Origin of the sequence: Clostridium sp. (genome assembly GCF_051650885.1) — a bacterium.
Taxonomy (GTDB): domain Bacteria; phylum Bacillota; class Clostridia; order Clostridiales; family Clostridiaceae; genus Clostridium.
The window spans coordinates 1-15788 of the sequence record NZ_JBOFRG010000279.1 but is presented as its reverse complement, the minus strand read 5'-3'; the positions used below and the strand labels follow the sequence as shown (position 1 = coordinate 15788).

Below are 15788 nucleotides of genomic sequence, written 5' to 3'. Positions count from 1 at the left end.
ACAATTAATTTTGTAGAAATTACACATATTACCTATAATTTTATATACATATATTAAATATATAGGATATTTTTTGAATTAATTATATTTTTTAAGATAAATTTAATTATTTGACAATAGTTATTCTCTTAGTTATAATTAAGCTATAAAAAAACTACGAATTAGAAGTGAGGTTGATATTTATGAAAAAAGATTTTGAAGATTTTGATCAAATTTTAGATGAGGAAAAAAAAGTAGATCCTACAAACCCTTGTGATCCTTCTCATCCTGACTATCCATGGGTTCCTTGTGGTTTAAACGATAAAGAAAAAAAAGATAAAGAATAATAGATTTTAATTTATACACATTTTTAACATAGGATTTAAATTTTTTTAAATCCTATTTTTTTATTTATTATTTCTTTTTTAAGTGTTATACTTTAATTAGGTTTTAACAATTTTTTCCTTATTGTTGGAATATCTCAAAATAGGATGTCTATACTCTAGACATTCTATATTAAATAGCTAGTTTCAATTTTATAGATATAGTTCATTTAAAAATAATATTCTTCCTCTTTCTTTATTTTTTTCTTCACTTTTATTTTAAAATGAACTAAAAGGCACCCAATCACTTGGGTGCCTTTTTATTTCTAACTATTCTTTTTCCATGAATCCTTTTTACATGCAAATATAATAAGTGGAATTATTATACTTAATATAGTTCCTATTATTTGGAATGCAATATAGAAAGTATGTTGATTAGCTGTAATTACTGATGGTGGAATTAAACTTACGATTATTGTTAATATAACTCCAAATAATGCTAGTAATGCAACTATCCACATTAAAGTATTTCCTTTTGAACCTAATCTGAAGGCTCTTTCTACTTCTGGTCTTGAATATCTTAATTTTAATGCTGATACACATATTAAAATATATACAACACAGTAAAGTATAGTTGTAACTATTGTTATCATAAAGAATACACCATTAACGTTAGGTATTGCTACATAAGCTAATGCAAGTACTGATACAACGATTGCTTGTATTATAACGAAAGTTGTTGGTATTCCTTTTTTTGTTCTCTTTTGGAATGCTTTTGGTAAGTTTCCATCTTCAGCAACCTTTATCATTGCCTTTGAAGGTCCAAGTACCCATGCACTCATTTGTCCAAGAACTCCAATTAATATCATTAACGCAATAATATTTTGTAATATCATTGGTAGATGGAATGCTTTTATATATACAGCAAAGGGCTGTAGTATATTAGTTAACTCTATTTTACCTTGTGGTATTGCATTTGAAACAGTAATACCTGCAAGTAAGTTTGCAACTACTAGTGCAAGAACTGATGCAATAACAGCTATTGGATAATTCTTTTTAGGATTATCAATATTATTTGCGTGAACTGATGATATTTCTACCCCTGCAAATATAAATATAATTCCTGAGAAATATGTTATTGTTCCTAAATTACTGAAGTCTGGTATTAATTTACTAGCTTCAAAATGTCCTAAGTATCCATGTGGAGTTATTCCAAACTTAGCCATGTATGCTATTCCTAGTACAACTAAAATTACAAAAGGAATATATACTCCGATTAATGCTCCAAATCTTCCTACAATCTTAACCATGTCAAACTTAAAGTTAAGTAATGTAACTCCCCAGAATGAAACTAAAAGACATATAAATACAAACATATTATTCTGAGAAAGACTTGGCATTCCTATAACATATCCAAGTATAACTCCAACAGTAGTTCCTACCATTGTCATACCTGTCATCATTTGAACCCATAAAAGCCATGATGTTACAAAGCTCCATTTTTCTCCAAAGGCTGCTTTAACCCAAACTTGTGGGCCTCCTTCTTCTGGCCATCCTGTTGCAAGCTCCGCTGCAATCAGTGCTATTGGTATTGCAAATATAACAACTGCTGCAACCAAATATGTTATCTCTGTCCATCCGTTAATTGCAAGAGTTGGTACACTTCTTATACTCCCAAAAAAAGCCATAGTAATTCCAATTAATTGGAATAAAGTAAGTTTTTTAACTTTTCCCATTTTACTTCATCCTTTCATATTAAATTTTCTTTTGTTTAATTAGTCCCATATTATATATTAATAACTTATTAACTTCTTTGTCAAATTAATTTATTTTAAATAAAAATTCTCTCTAAAGCTAAGCCTTAGAGAGAATTCACATTTTATATATTTATTCATATCCTTTTATCGATTTATTATATGAATACGTTTCAGTTTTTCCATCTTTATCTTTTATAAAAATTTCTTCTATTCCATCATTATTTTCGTCATAAATTTTTTCTATAGCTTCCATATTAGATTCAATTCTAACACTACTTAATATATCACCTTTTTCTGCATGTTTAAAAAGGATATAACCCATGTCCCCTTTTTTCACAAGCTCTATTTCTTCAAATATTCCGTCATTATTAATATCATAAATCTTTGAATAAACAGAATTAAATCCTGACACATCTACATCTTTATGTGCCTCTATTTTAAAATATTCAGGAATAACATCACCCGTCATGCCATCCTTAGTACTACAACCAACAAAACTACCAGTAATAAAAGCAATACCCAAAACCCCTAGTATTTTTTTTCTCATAAATTCCTCCTATAAATCCTTATGCTTTTATATGTTTTAACTATTATATTCTATTATTTTACAATAATACCCACATTTTTTCAACCATTTTTTAACATTTATCTATAATGATTTATAAGTTTCTTTTTAATATTTTAGTGCTAAATCAATTAATATATTTATATGTTGAATTAACTCTTCTTTTTCTAATTTTTCCTCATCTTTCGTAAGTTTATCTATTCCATCTAAAATATCATTTAAATATTTTTCTAAATATAATTTACTGTTTGTATATCCATTTATCTTAGTTTCTTTTAACCCTTTTAAAACTTCTAGTAATAAGCTTTTTATTTCTCTTAACTTTTGGATACTTTTATCTAAACTTTCCTCTGATAATTCTTCCTTTTTTATAATTTTTCCTCTAACAACTTCTAATATATTTATAATATAAAAAATGCTATCTTCTAAAATAACACTATTTTTCTTATCTAGTAATTTTAATATTAAATTTCTATCCATCATGTTTAACCACACTCCTTATAGGTTATATTATACCTATATACTCTGAATTGCAATTTAAATCAAACTTAAAAGTAGCTTCTCCATATTTTCTAAATCTTCTATCTTTATATATTCTTCCTTTGTATGCACCTTTTCCATTCCAACACCTAATATAACAGACTTTATCCCCTCTTTATTAAATATATTAGTATCACTTCCACCACCACAAGGCTTTATCTTGCATTCTATATTATTCTCTTCACACTTCTTTTTAAATTCCTTTATAACCTCTTCATTTTCATCTATAAAAAATCCAGGTGTTCCTTTCTTTACATTAAAGTTTAATCCTCCATTCATTTTTCTAGCTTCAACCTCAAAAACCTCTCTAACATTTTTTATTAAATGGTCTAATTTTTCTTCATCTAAGCTTCTAGCTTCAAAAACTATCTTTACACTAGGCATTACAACATTACTAGCTATGCCACCTTCTACAATTCCAATATTACATGTAGTTTCTTTATCTATTCTTCCAATTCTAAGCTTACTCACTGCATTGCTTAAAATCACTAATGCATTTATTCCATCCTCTGGATTTATTCCTGAATGGGCCTCTCTTCCTAAGATTTCAATTTCTCCTTTTGCTGAATAAGGTGCCTTATTATATACAGCTCCTGGTGCTCCTTCTCCATCTAACACATATCCATAATCAATTTTTCCTAAAGCTTTAATATCTAAATTCTTAGCTCCATATATTCCAATCTCCTCAGCTACTGAAAATATACATACTACACTTTTACTATTTCCTTTTAACTCTTTTGCTTTTTTCAAAATCCTTAGCATAAGGGCTATCCCTGCTCTGTCATCTCCCCCTAAGATGCTAGTCCCATCTGACTTTATAATTCCATCTTCTATAATAGGCTCACTAGTTAAAAGAGGCTCTACAGTATCCATATGTGCTGAAAAAAGGATAGTCCCTTCCTTTTCTCCTTCTATTTTTGCAATAATATTTCCACATTGTCCATTAAGCTTTTCTCCTGCATTATCTTCATAAAAGCTAACTTCCATTTCTGTAAGTTTCTCTTTTATATATTTACAAACTAACCCTTCCTCTAAACTTTTCCCCTTTATTTTTACAAGTTCTAAAAATTCCTTAACTACCATCTTTCTTCCTCCTAAATTCTAATTAAAAAGACTCCAAAATGGAGCCTTTATATTTTATTTTTAATATACTTATAAGCTTTTAAAAGTCTTCTAAGCCCTTCTTCTAGCTTTTCTCTAGAGCATCCAACATTTAATCTTATAAAATACTCGCCTTCATCACCATAAGTTTTCCCTGGCATTATAGCTACTTTTCCCTTTTTTATTAAAGCCTCTTGGAGTTCTTCACTTTTAACCCCTAAGTCCTTAAAGTTTATCCATGCAAAATAGCATCCATCAGGCATAGTGCATTTTAGTTCTTTCATGTTTTTTTCTAAAAAGTCTATTGTATATTCTATATTTCCTTTTGTATGTTCTAAAAGTTCTTCTAACCAATACTCACATTCATCATAAGCTACCATAGTTCCTATAACTCCAAGTATTGCTGGCGATGATAAACCTTCTTTATTTTTCAACATAAATAAAAATTCATCGGCTACCTTTTTATCTTTTATTAAAAGGTATGAGCCTGTAAAAGCTGGAATATTAAATGTTTTTGATGCAGATGTTACTATTGCCATCTTTTCATATTCATGTGCCTTAAATACTGGCGTATACTTTCTCTTATATGTTATGTCCATATGTATATCATCTGATATAACATAAACATCATATTTCTTACATATACTAATCATCTTTTCTAATTCCTCGTATGTCCATACTCTTCCTGTAGGATTGTGAGGATTACATAATAAAAAGATTTTAGATTCTTTTATACATTTTTCAAAAGCTTTAAAATCAATACTATAAGTGCCATCTATGTAATCTAATGAGCATTTTAAAACTCTTCTTTTATTTCCTTCAATTGTATTATAAAAAGCATCATAAGCTGGTGTTAAAATAGTTACTCCATCATTTTCATCACTTAAAATTTCAAAAAGCTTTGCTATTGAATAAATTACACTAGGGCTATATAAAACCCACTCTTCCTTTATTTCTGTATCATATCTTTTGTACCAATTTTTTATGCTTCCTTTAAACTCATTATGGTTCCATCTACTATATCCAAAAACCTTATGATTACATCTTTTGATAGCTTCTTCTACAATTTCTTTTGGCGATTCTAAATCCATATCTGATATTGTAAAAGGTAAAAGTTCCTTTTCACCAAATCTATCTTCTACATAATCCCACTGTGTACAAAAAGTTCCCATTCTATCTATTTTTTTATTAAATTCAACCATCTTAATTTTTCTCCTTCATTAATAAAATAAAGTCATTATAATTATTTATCTTTATATTTCTATTATTATTTATAATTCTATATAAATAACTAAAGATATTACTATTTCTCTTATTTTCAGGATTAACACATACAATAATTAATCTATCTATCTTTTCCCCTTGTACTAAAACCTCTTTTGATAATTTCACTAAAGCTCCAACACACAAATCTTTTCTTTTAGACATACAATGCGGAATAGATATTCCATTAATAATCAAAAGATTATCTTGTTTTTCCCTTTCTATAATTGCATGGGCTTCTTCCTCATTAAGACACCCAATCTTTACAAGCTTCTCTCCTACACCCTCTATTATTTCATCCCACGATTTATTTAAAACTTCATATTCAAAGGCATATTCCTCTTTAAAAATATCCTCAATATTCTCTTTTAAAATAATATTTTCAATAGTTTTTTCAATTTCTTTTATTTCTTTACTACTAATTATTTGATTTACCTTAACTACTCTTATATGAACTTTACTTAAATCTAAATTTGAATTGTTATCAACTAAAAGAACAATATTCCCATCTAACATTTTTTTATTTAATTCTTCAGTAGATGAAACTATTTCTATATCCAAGTTTGAGATACTTCCCTCAATCATATTTTTATTTATATTAGCTAAAGAAATTTGTCTTCCTGCAATAATTACCTTTTGCCTTGTATTTTTCACTCTTTCTAAAGAGCATATAAAATATAAAGCTAATAAATCTCTATCATAAATTTTCACTCCAACTTCTTTTTCAAACTCCTTTGAAAAAATCAAACTTAAGTCAAAAGAAAAAGGATTTAAAGCCTTTATATTTTCTAAGTTATATATTTCATCTACTTTTAATATATAGCTATAGCTTATTCCCCTACTTATATGAGCTACTAATTCTCTAACTAAATTCATATCATATACTTTTATCTCATATTTTTCTTCCATTTCTAAAAGTATATCTAAAACAGTTCCCCTTGTAACTTTCTTTAAATCTCTATTTATTTTCTTTAAATACATAGAAAAAGCTTCTAACATTTCTTTAGTTAAAGGTATATTATTTTCTGTATACACCCTTCCTATAATAGAGTCCTGTACCTTTTCCTCCCCTTTGTTAAATAATATATAAATTGCTAAAACCACACTAAAAAATTGCTTTGCATTTATATATGGATACTCTTCTAAAATCTGAAGTTTATTTTCATTAAAATACTCTTGTATTTTTTCATATATTGAAAAATCCAGCTTCGCCTCTTCTATAAAGTATCTTTCTTTTTTATAAATTAAGTTTGCTAAAATAATTATTTTTTTCTCATTACTTTCATTTAAGAAATGGCCTTTTTTACATACATCTATATCTATTATGTTTTTATAACTTTCTTTTAAGATACCTAATTTGCTACTAACTACTGGCATAGAAATATATAGCTCTTCACTTAAATCTTCAATAGTTACATATTCTTCTTTTAGTAGCTTGTACAAAACCTGCTCCTCTTCATTAAGCCAACCTTTTAATAATTCATCTAACTTTTCTTCATCACAGTTTTCTATTTCATAACCATTTTTTTCTTTTATAAAAATTATTTTTCCTATCTCCATTTTTTCTAAATAATCATTTATAAAATTTATATCCCTCATAATTGTTCTACTAGACTTCTTTATAATTCTAGAAATCCTTTCCATAGAAAGGTTTTTACTTTTCAATAATTCAATAATTTGAAACTGCCTACTATTAAACATATCTTCATCACCTTTTACATTATATTCATAATACTATTTTCTCCTCTATTGTAATCTTTGTCAATAATTGATATATTTTGTCATAATTAAGCCAGTAAAACAAAGTTCTACTGGCTTAATTTAATTATCTATTTATTTAAAGCTTTCTTTTCATCTCTTTTAATTCTAAGAGTTTTGAATACTATTATTAATGTTACATTTAATGCAATTCCAAGACCTAATGCGATGTAGAATGAACTAGCTGGAGTTATAAGTCCTAGTAATGGATCAAATATTCCAAGCCCTGGTGCCATTCTTTGTACTCCAAGCATCATTGCAAGTAATCCTGCAACTCCTCCTGAAATTGTGTTTGCTGCAATTACTGGAAGTGGATCTGCTAATGCAAATGGTATTGCTGGCTCTGTTGCAACTGTTGAACCTACAAGTATTGCACTTAATGCTGATTCTTGCTCCATTTTAGTAAAGATGTGTGGCTTAATTAATGCTGCAATTCCTGCTGCAACTGGTGGTATTAATGTAACTACACCAACTATTCCATACCAGTCAAAGATTCCTTGATCTAATAATGAGAAACAGAAGAACCATGCTGTTTTATTTATTGGACCTCCCATATCAAAAGCAAGCATACATCCAACTAAAACTGCTGCTGGATATTTGTATTGTGGTGGAATACTGTTTAAGAAACCTAATACAGATGTCATTAATCCTGCAAGTAATGGTCCCATAAAGTAGAATGTTATAACTCCAAAAACAAATATAGTAACAAATGGTATTATAGTAAAGTTATAAAGTGGTTTAATAGTTTTATTTATTTTTATACCCTTCATAAATTTAACAAAATATCCAATTGATAAACCAAATATCATAGCTCCTAAGAACCCTGCACCTGATTCAGTACCAAGTAACCCTTTATCATTTGCTAAGTAAGAAATAATAAATGCTGGTGCAAATGCTGGTTTATCACCAATTGAGAATGCTATATATGCTCCCATTATAGGAATCATAAACTTAAATCCTAAGTATCCGATAGACTCTAGTACCCATGCAAAAGATGCTTGTCCACTAGCCATATCTGTATATGCAAAACCATTTTGAACTAAGATGTTTGCAATTGCTACAAGTAACCCTCCACCTATAACAAATGGTAGTGATGCTGAAACTCCTGACATTAAATGTCCTGTAATAACACCGCCTTTTTTCTTTTCTTTATTCCCCTCATTATTCTCTACCTTTGAACCTTTTCCTTCAAAAACTGTAGATTTCTCTTCTAAGTTATCAAACATAGTTCCTATAGTTTTAAGTGCTTCTGAAACCTTAACTTCAACTACTTTTTTACCGCTAAATCTTTCTCTATCACTTTCTGTTATACTTCTTCCTAATGCTAAAATAACGTAATCAGCATTTTTAATTTCTTCTCTTGTTAATTCATCCTCAACTCCACTAGCTCCTTGAGTTTCAACCTTTATAGTGTGACCTAGCTCCTTAGCTTTGTTAGACATAGCCTCTGCAACCATATATGTATGTGCAATTCCTGCTGGGCAGTTTGTTATTGCTACTATATTATATTTTCCCATTATTTTGTCCCCCTTATTTTTTATGTAAGGCTCTAAGTATAGAGCCTTTATCTCTTATCCTTCTATTGCATTTATTATTGATGATAATATTTCATCTTCATTTCCTGTTTTTAATATTTCCACAAACTCTTTATGCATAAGCTTTCTGCTTAATTTCGATAAAAGCTTTAAATGCTCATTTGCTCCTTCTTCAGGTGATATTAAACAAATAAATGAACTTACTGGATTACCATCTAAAGCTTCCCATTCAATTTCATTTTTGCTTCTTCCAAATAATACTCCAACCTCTTTTGCATATTTTGACTTTGCATGTGGTACTGCAAATCCAAATCCAAACCCTGTTGTAACTTCTTCTTCTCTCTTTAAAAGCCCTTCATAAAATCCTTCTTCTGATGTAACCTTTCCAACTTCATAAGCAGTCTTTGCAAGCTCTCTTAAAATTTCCTCTTTTGTATTTCCTTTTATATCTAAATTAATTGATTGTAAATTTATAAATCCCATATTCTTTTACCTCTTTCTTTTCTTTTTTTGTGTAGCTCTTATCTACAATTTCATTCTAAGATATTTTTAACAAACTATGAATAAACTTTTTGTCACTAGTATACTGACAAGTAATGACAAAAGAAAAAAAGATGCAGAAAATTTCTACATCTTTTTAAATATACTTATCTTTAAATTCTAAAATACTCTTTGTCTCCTTATACATTAAGGATTTTTTCTAATACTTCTTTTCCATTAAATCCATTACGTTTAGCTAAGTCTGCTACATACTTTTCTATTTCTCTGCGTTTTCTTATACTTGTAAAAATTTTAAAATCTATAAGCTTAATGTCCTTTAAGATTAAAAGTGCAACATCTTTTTCATTTTTTCTATTAGTTATATGTAGAATCACTATTTTTTCTTTTTTCATTCTTTCTACATAGCTTAAAATCCACTCTTCTTCATCTAAAAACTTTTCTTCATCTAAGGTTTTTAGAATTTTACAATTATACTTATATTCAACTTGCTTTATTTTTAAATGCCTTGAGCCTTCTTCTAAAATCTTTTCATTTTCTTCTCTTTTTTTGATTTTATATAGCTCTATCATCTTATCATGGTACCATCTTAGTCCATCCATATATGGATTAAACTTCATTTTTAAAAGTTCACTTATCTTTTTAATGTCTGCAATAAATAAAATTATAGTATCTTTTTCTATACCTTCATTTTTATTTATCTTTTCCACATAACTTGCAAGTTCATAAGGCTCATATCCTGAAAGTAAAAATTCTTCTACAAGCTTAATATACTCAATATTTATTTCTGCTTGTATAAACAAACGCTCAAAGGCATAAAAGCCCCTTTCTTCTAAAAACTTTTTTGTATTTAAGATTTTATCAAGCTTTACCTTTTTCTCACCTAAAAGCTTTATCGCTTTTTCATGAATTCCAAAGGCTTTCTCTAAAGTATCTGCATTCCTATCTTTACACAATGTATTTTCTATTGTCTGAATAACTAAAATTGTATTTTGGTCTATTAAATATCCAAAACCTTCTAATACCATTATTTCAAATAATTTTGATGTAAATAAGTAATTAAAAAACTTAAACTTACTTTTTAAATTTGTTTCATTTACAAACTCATCCATAAGCTCCCCATAGTTTGGAAATATTCTTTTTTTATCACATATAATTTCAAGATTTCTTCTAAAATTTCTAAAATCACTAAGAGTAAATTCATTAAAAAAATCTTTTTCATATCTATTTAGATATTCAATTCCCTTCTCTGAGTAAGTATATGTTAGCTTTTTTCCTTCACTTGACATATGTACTTTAAAAGTTAACCCTTCCTTCTTTATCTTTTTTCTATACATAGTCTTCTTATATATTTTAAAGCCATTATCATATCCATAACTATATTCTACTGTATCATATTTTATCTCTTCGTTTATCTTTTGTGTCATTTCAATCCTCCATCTACAGAGTTAATAAATATTTATTATATCAAATCCTATAGACTTTTAATATTAACTATTCTCTCATTTTTCTTACAATTATAAGAGCTAATACTATCTCTAAACATCTTTTAATTTCTATTTTTTCTTTATCATTTAAATTTTCTAAGCTTAAAACACCTTCATTAGAAAATACTATCTTATCTTCCACCATCATAAACTGGGTAGTTTTATCTAAGCTCATAGTTATAGTATTTCCTAAAACTCCTTCTTTTTTATAGATTTTTGAATCTGTTATAAGCATACATTCTTTTTCTATTCCAAGCATACTATCATCATATAAAACTAAACTTATTTCATTTTCATCTATAAAAAAGTTCTTCTTAACCTTTTCTAGCTTTTCTTTTATTTTTTCTCTATCTTTTTCATCTTTAAAGAAATTTAAATCCCATATCTTTTTATACTCTTTTTCTCTCCATACGGCATTTATATCTAAAATTAAATCTCCAGTAAAGTTTTCCTTTACTTTATGATAAAAATAATTTCTTTTTAATCTATTATGAAGCCACTCTTTCTCTTCTTCCTTATATCCCTTTAATTCAGCTTCTTCATTAAAGAAATCTTTATTTATCATTACTTCATCTACAAAATTATATTTTTCATTTATCCATTTTTTATATTTTAATAAAATAATAAAATAATTTAAAGAATCAATTACCTTAATCCCATCTTTTTCATTTTCTATAAACATTCCTGTACTTTCATTACCAATAAAGATTTTCCTTGAATCCTTATTATAAGCTAAAGATTCTATATCTAAATCACTTATCTTTCTTTTTTGTGCTACCCCTTCATTATTTTTATAATAAATATTTTCATCTGTTATAACTACACCTAAAACTCTTTTATAAGTCCCCTCATAATTATATAAGATAAGTGGTACCTCTTCTTCTAAGAAAGCATAATTTTCTAAAGCTAATATTCCTAGATTATAGTTCTTTTCTTTTATTTTTTTATCATTTAAATAAATATAATCATCCCCAAGGTCTTTACATACCTTCTTAAATGTTTCATTAATATCTTTATTAAACTTATATTCATAAGATTTAAAAACTTCATTTTTATCTAAATATTTAGAAAGATACATTCCCTTATCTCCATAAATATTATTTAACTTTTTAATTTCATCTCTTCTTTTCTTAGCTAAATTTTTAAGCTCTTCCTCATCTAAATAAAAGAAAGCACAAATCTCACTTAATCCTTTTAATCCCTTTTTATATAATGCAAAAGCATCAACATAAATCCCTTCAAACTCTCCAAAGCTTCTAATAGAATTTCTAATACAATCTATCTTTTCTTTGTCCTCTTCCATATTCCCAAGATTTATATAATACTCTAACCCTCTTTTTTTATCTTCTTCTGAATAAATATCTTTTAAAACCTCAGCCTTAAAATTATTATTTAATATATCTATTGCAATATTTGTCATCTCTTCTATATCTTCTTTTATTGCATTTTCTATAGATTTTCTTCTATCCATATCTTCGTATATCTTTTTAAAATCTTTTTTTACTTCAAGATTCGTTTTAGTATTTTTAGCCTTATTTACAATAGAATGAAAAGCCCCCATAGTTTTATTTTTTGTTTCTACAGTTAACTTATCAGTTAATCCACCATTTTCATCAGCATAATATTTTTCTCTCGCTTCTTTTCTAACCTTACCCTCTTCTTCTTTTTCCTCAATCTTCTTAGTTCCTTCATCATACATAAGATTTAGATAATTTAAAATTGGATATATCTTAAACTGAGTACTATTCATTTTTTCTTCAAACATTTTAGAAAAATCTTTATAGCCCCATACTTCACCTTTATTTTTTATAACATCACCTATAAAAAAATACTTTTCTAATAAATCCTTATTTAAATATTGGAGCATCTTATAGAAATCTTTAAACTCTTTATTAAACCCTTCTATAAAATCTTCACTGTACTTTTCCCCTAAGCTTTTTATTACATTAAATAATACAGTTTTGTCTGCATTTTTATGAAGTTCTATATACTCACCTTCAAGCTCTAACATAATTTTATCATCTTTTAAATTTATATCTTTCTTAACATTCTCATTCTTAACTAAACTTTTCTCATATATTTCTAATAACTTTCTATTTTCTTCCTTACAATTTGGGCACACCTTTTCATCATCATTTAATTTTCTTCCACAATTTAAACAAATCATTTTTATTCTCCCTTCTTCTCATTAGTTTATATTTAAAATCTTATCATTTTATTTAATTAAATCAAAGTTATTTATAAAATTAACTTTATTTAGAATAACTATTTTATTATATTATTTGAATTTTAATATTTTTTTAGTTATAATAGATTCATAAATCAATACTTTTTTTTATAATTGAATTAGATACAATATAAAAACCCCCTAATTTATTCAATTAAGGAGTTTTTCATTACTTAGAATTTTCATTTTTTAATTCATTAAAAATAAACTTCAAGTTATCTAAAGCTTTTTCTAAAGCCTGTTTATCTTGTATGTTTTCAATTTTGCCTATAGTCATATGAGTTCCGATAGCATGACTTGTTTTCTCTATTAAAAAATTTCTGCATTCATACTTCTTTTTGATTTCACTTATCTTGTCCCATACATAGTTTCTAACTTCAGTTTTATAAATATTCTCTAACACTTCTACTTTTAATAGCATATATGGTTTATGATCGTTATGATTATAATTATATCTACAAGGAAGCTCCGTTCCCATAGTCAAATAAATTGAATATTCTATTTCCCCTTCTTCTAAAGGATATTTCATTATCACTTTATTAAAATCAAGATTTATAGTATCTCCTTTTTGACTACTTGTATATTCCCACTCTGCTTCTGTATCTACCTTTTTTATTTCTGTAAAATAGCCTTCCCAAGTTAGCCTATGCCAGTTTATAAAATCATTCTCTCTGTCATGTTTATTTGTCATACTTTCTATTTCTAGTAAATAATCCATATATTGTTCTACTAAGCATAACTCTTTATTTTCAAATCCCTCAAAACACTGAAGAATATCATTTCTACGAATTCTTACACAATTCTCTTCATTTATTTGACTTAGCTTATTCTTATTTCCCACATTAATATATGCAAATACTTTTTTTCTATCTTTATATCTTTCATCATTAATAAGTATTTCTCTTTTTTTACGAAGCATGCTACTTCTATTTTTTGCAAATGTTATATCTTCAATCGCTAGTAACATATCATCATTAATTTCTACCACTACGGAAATATTTTTATACATACTCATACTTTTCAATTTTCGTATCTCTTTTACATTTTCTTTTAGCATTTTTTTTAAAATTCTAGTTCCAATTTCAGTTATATTAGTTTTATAAACTGCATTGTCTATCATCCATCCTATTATTGCTGTATTTAATTCTGATCCTCTTGAGTATCTAAAAATATTTGGCTTATCCATAAAATAGTCCTCCTGTTTCTATCCGAAACTTCTTTTTTCTTACATTATTTATTATAACGTAATATTTTCGTAATTTTTTTTAAAACTGCACCTTTTTTTTGACTTTTCTATGAATTTTTAGTGTACTTTTAGTTAATTATATTTTTTTATATAATTTTCTTAACAAATAATCATTTTTTTACATTCTAAATCAACTCCACTCTTCTCCTCTAAACCTTCTATATCTTAAATTATTATATTTACTAAAGGATTCTTTATTAACTAATATTTTTTTCCCTTTATAATTCACATATTCCTTATTTTCTTCTCCAAAATAAACTTCTAATTCCTTATTTATTATACACAAAGTATTCTCTAACTTCATGGTATAAAAGTAGCATTCATTCTGTATTTGTCTTGTCCCTATAATCCCACCAAACTCTGTAAAGAAATGTTCTGTAATATACTTTACATACTGTTTCTTATTTTCCTTATCATAAAGAACTTTGAAAACTCCATATTTGTGATCTAAGCTTCCAACTAATAATTCTCCAAAGAAGGTCATTTTTATATCTTCATAAATAGGTTCTATAAGATAATTCCCTTCAATATCTATAATTCCATATTTCTCATTTTTTCTTACTATAGAATATAATCCCTTCTTACCTTCCATAATACTGCTAACTAAAAATTCACTACAAAACTCATATTGAAAAGGAATTTTCTCTTCTCCTATTTCATTTATATATCCAAACTTTCCATTTCTTTTCGCAGGACACCTGCCTCCTCTAAAGCATATATCTGTATATTCATATATAGGTTCTATAACTTCTTTTCCTTTATAATCTATAAATCCATATCTTCCATCTATTTTTATAGAAGCTAGTCCATCTTCAAAAGGATAAGCTTCATCATAAATTGGTAATATTGTTATTCTTCCATCGCCTCCATAAAAATATCCCCATTTATAATTTTCCTTATTTTCTCCAATATCATCAAAATCTTTTTCATCTATGTAAAAACAGCCTAATGCTTTTTCTTTAAAGCTTCCTATAATCTTTTTTACACTCTCTGCCTCTCCCTCTCTATTCAAAAGGTTTACTTTATTTTCTAAGATTATTCCATCATAAACTCTATCTATATCAAAATCATAAATTCTACATACTATATTATTCATCTTTATCTTCCTCCCTTTCTTAAAACACCCTTCCAATTTTATTATATTCACCTCCTCCTCTCTTTTATGCAAAAAAAAGAATTATATTAAAGAGAAGAATAATTTTTAGGAGGTCGTCTTAAAACCACTTCTTCTCTTTATATAATTCATAATACAGTATATTTTATTTTTATTTTTTTGTTACACTTTACTCTAAAATATATTTCTTTATTCCTTTATAAATACTATTACTAACACACCATTTATTTTCTTCTTTTATAAGCTTATTAAAACTTTCTAAATTATCTATATATCCAACCTCCACTAAAACTGCTGGAACATATTTATCTAATAATACTGTGTAATAATCCCACTTAGCTCCACCATCATAAGACTCTTTATTCTTTTTAAATATATCTTCTTTATAACTTTTT

General features: G+C 26.8%; 14 protein-coding genes. 1 reads left to right on the top strand and 13 read right to left on the bottom strand.

What is annotated here, in order from left to right; translation table 11 throughout:
• The first annotated feature begins 182 nt into the window (after nt 1-182).
• A complete protein-coding gene (locus ACRC28_RS13440) occupies nt 183-326 on the top strand; it encodes a hypothetical protein (protein WP_438543958.1) in 144 nt (47 codons plus the stop codon).
• Between the two features lie 302 nt (nt 327-628).
• Here ACRC28_RS13440 and tyrP read toward each other — a convergent pair whose 3' ends face one another.
• The 13 genes from tyrP to ACRC28_RS13375 form a co-directional block, all read right to left on the bottom strand.
• Nucleotides 629-2038, bottom strand: coding sequence for a tyrosine-tyramine antiporter (gene tyrP / locus ACRC28_RS13435; RefSeq protein ID WP_438543957.1), 1410 nt, complete (start codon nt 2036-2038; stop codon nt 629-631).
• A gap of 151 nt (nt 2039-2189) precedes the next feature.
• Nucleotides 2190-2606: a hypothetical protein gene (locus ACRC28_RS13430; RefSeq protein ID WP_438543956.1), complete on the bottom strand. Its 417-nt coding sequence runs from the start codon at nt 2604-2606 to the stop codon at nt 2190-2192.
• Between the two features lie 126 nt (nt 2607-2732).
• The gene (locus ACRC28_RS13425; RefSeq protein WP_438543955.1) at nt 2733-3107 is read right to left on the bottom strand and encodes a hypothetical protein; all 375 of its coding nucleotides are present in this window, start codon (nt 3105-3107) and stop codon (nt 2733-2735) included.
• Nucleotides 3108-3161: 54 nt separating this feature from the next.
• Nucleotides 3162-4247, bottom strand: a complete 1086-nt coding sequence (locus ACRC28_RS13420) for a M20/M25/M40 family metallo-hydrolase (RefSeq protein WP_438543954.1) — start codon at nt 4245-4247, stop codon at nt 3162-3164.
• A 47-nt stretch (nt 4248-4294) separates the two neighbouring features.
• Nucleotides 4295-5467, bottom strand: a complete 1173-nt coding sequence (locus tag ACRC28_RS13415) for a MalY/PatB family protein (protein ID WP_438543953.1) — start codon at nt 5465-5467, stop codon at nt 4295-4297.
• A 1-nt stretch (nt 5468) separates the two neighbouring features.
• Complete coding sequence (locus ACRC28_RS13410) at nt 5469-7229, bottom strand: PTS sugar transporter subunit IIA (protein WP_438543952.1); 1761 nt, start codon at nt 7227-7229, stop codon at nt 5469-5471.
• 128 nt (nt 7230-7357) lie between these two features.
• Nucleotides 7358-8803, bottom strand: coding sequence for a fructose-specific PTS transporter subunit EIIC (locus ACRC28_RS13405; RefSeq protein ID WP_438543951.1), 1446 nt, complete (start codon nt 8801-8803; stop codon nt 7358-7360).
• 54 nt (nt 8804-8857) lie between these two features.
• The gene (locus ACRC28_RS13400) at nt 8858-9304 is read right to left on the bottom strand and encodes a PTS fructose transporter subunit IIA (RefSeq protein ID WP_438543950.1); all 447 of its coding nucleotides are present in this window, start codon (nt 9302-9304) and stop codon (nt 8858-8860) included.
• A gap of 197 nt (nt 9305-9501) precedes the next feature.
• The gene (locus ACRC28_RS13395) at nt 9502-10746 is read right to left on the bottom strand and encodes a hypothetical protein (RefSeq protein ID WP_438543949.1); all 1245 of its coding nucleotides are present in this window, start codon (nt 10744-10746) and stop codon (nt 9502-9504) included.
• 67 nt (nt 10747-10813) lie between these two features.
• Complete coding sequence (locus ACRC28_RS13390; protein WP_438543948.1) at nt 10814-12973, bottom strand: zinc ribbon domain-containing protein; 2160 nt, start codon at nt 12971-12973, stop codon at nt 10814-10816.
• A 229-nt stretch (nt 12974-13202) separates the two neighbouring features.
• The gene (locus ACRC28_RS13385; RefSeq protein ID WP_438543947.1) at nt 13203-14219 is read right to left on the bottom strand and encodes a hypothetical protein; all 1017 of its coding nucleotides are present in this window, start codon (nt 14217-14219) and stop codon (nt 13203-13205) included.
• A 190-nt stretch (nt 14220-14409) separates the two neighbouring features.
• Nucleotides 14410-15375 (bottom strand): WG repeat-containing protein, encoded by a 966-nt coding sequence (locus tag ACRC28_RS13380; protein ID WP_438543946.1) that lies wholly within the window; start codon nt 15373-15375, stop codon nt 14410-14412.
• Between the two features lie 187 nt (nt 15376-15562).
• A partial coding sequence (locus ACRC28_RS13375) for an N-acetylmuramoyl-L-alanine amidase (protein ID WP_438543945.1) occupies nt 15563-15788 on the bottom strand: 226 nt, incomplete at its 5' end.

Bases quoted from the DNA above. Each gene is read 5' to 3' on its own strand.
- ACRC28_RS13440 (WP_438543958.1), top strand. From the start codon at position 183: ATGAAAAAAGATTTTGAAGATTTTGATCAAATTTTAGATGAGGAAAAA.
- tyrP (WP_438543957.1), bottom strand. From the start codon at position 2,038: ATGGGAAAAGTTAAAAAACTTACTTTATTCCAATTAATTGGAATTACT.
- ACRC28_RS13430 (WP_438543956.1), bottom strand. From the start codon at position 2,606: ATGAGAAAAAAAATACTAGGGGTTTTGGGTATTGCTTTTATTACTGGT.
- ACRC28_RS13425 (WP_438543955.1), bottom strand. From the start codon at position 3,107: ATGATGGATAGAAATTTAATATTAAAATTACTAGATAAGAAAAATAGT.
- ACRC28_RS13420 (WP_438543954.1), bottom strand. From the start codon at position 4,247: ATGGTAGTTAAGGAATTTTTAGAACTTGTAAAAATAAAGGGGAAAAGT.
- ACRC28_RS13415 (WP_438543953.1), bottom strand. From the start codon at position 5,467: ATGGTTGAATTTAATAAAAAAATAGATAGAATGGGAACTTTTTGTACA.
- ACRC28_RS13410 (WP_438543952.1), bottom strand. From the start codon at position 7,229: ATGTTTAATAGTAGGCAGTTTCAAATTATTGAATTATTGAAAAGTAAA.
- ACRC28_RS13405 (WP_438543951.1), bottom strand. From the start codon at position 8,803: ATGGGAAAATATAATATAGTAGCAATAACAAACTGCCCAGCAGGAATT.
- ACRC28_RS13400 (WP_438543950.1), bottom strand. From the start codon at position 9,304: ATGGGATTTATAAATTTACAATCAATTAATTTAGATATAAAAGGAAAT.
- ACRC28_RS13395 (WP_438543949.1), bottom strand. From the start codon at position 10,746: ATGACACAAAAGATAAACGAAGAGATAAAATATGATACAGTAGAATAT.
- ACRC28_RS13390 (WP_438543948.1), bottom strand. From the start codon at position 12,973: ATGATTTGTTTAAATTGTGGAAGAAAATTAAATGATGATGAAAAGGTG.
- ACRC28_RS13385 (WP_438543947.1), bottom strand. From the start codon at position 14,219: ATGGATAAGCCAAATATTTTTAGATACTCAAGAGGATCAGAATTAAAT.
- ACRC28_RS13380 (WP_438543946.1), bottom strand. From the start codon at position 15,375: ATGAATAATATAGTATGTAGAATTTATGATTTTGATATAGATAGAGTT.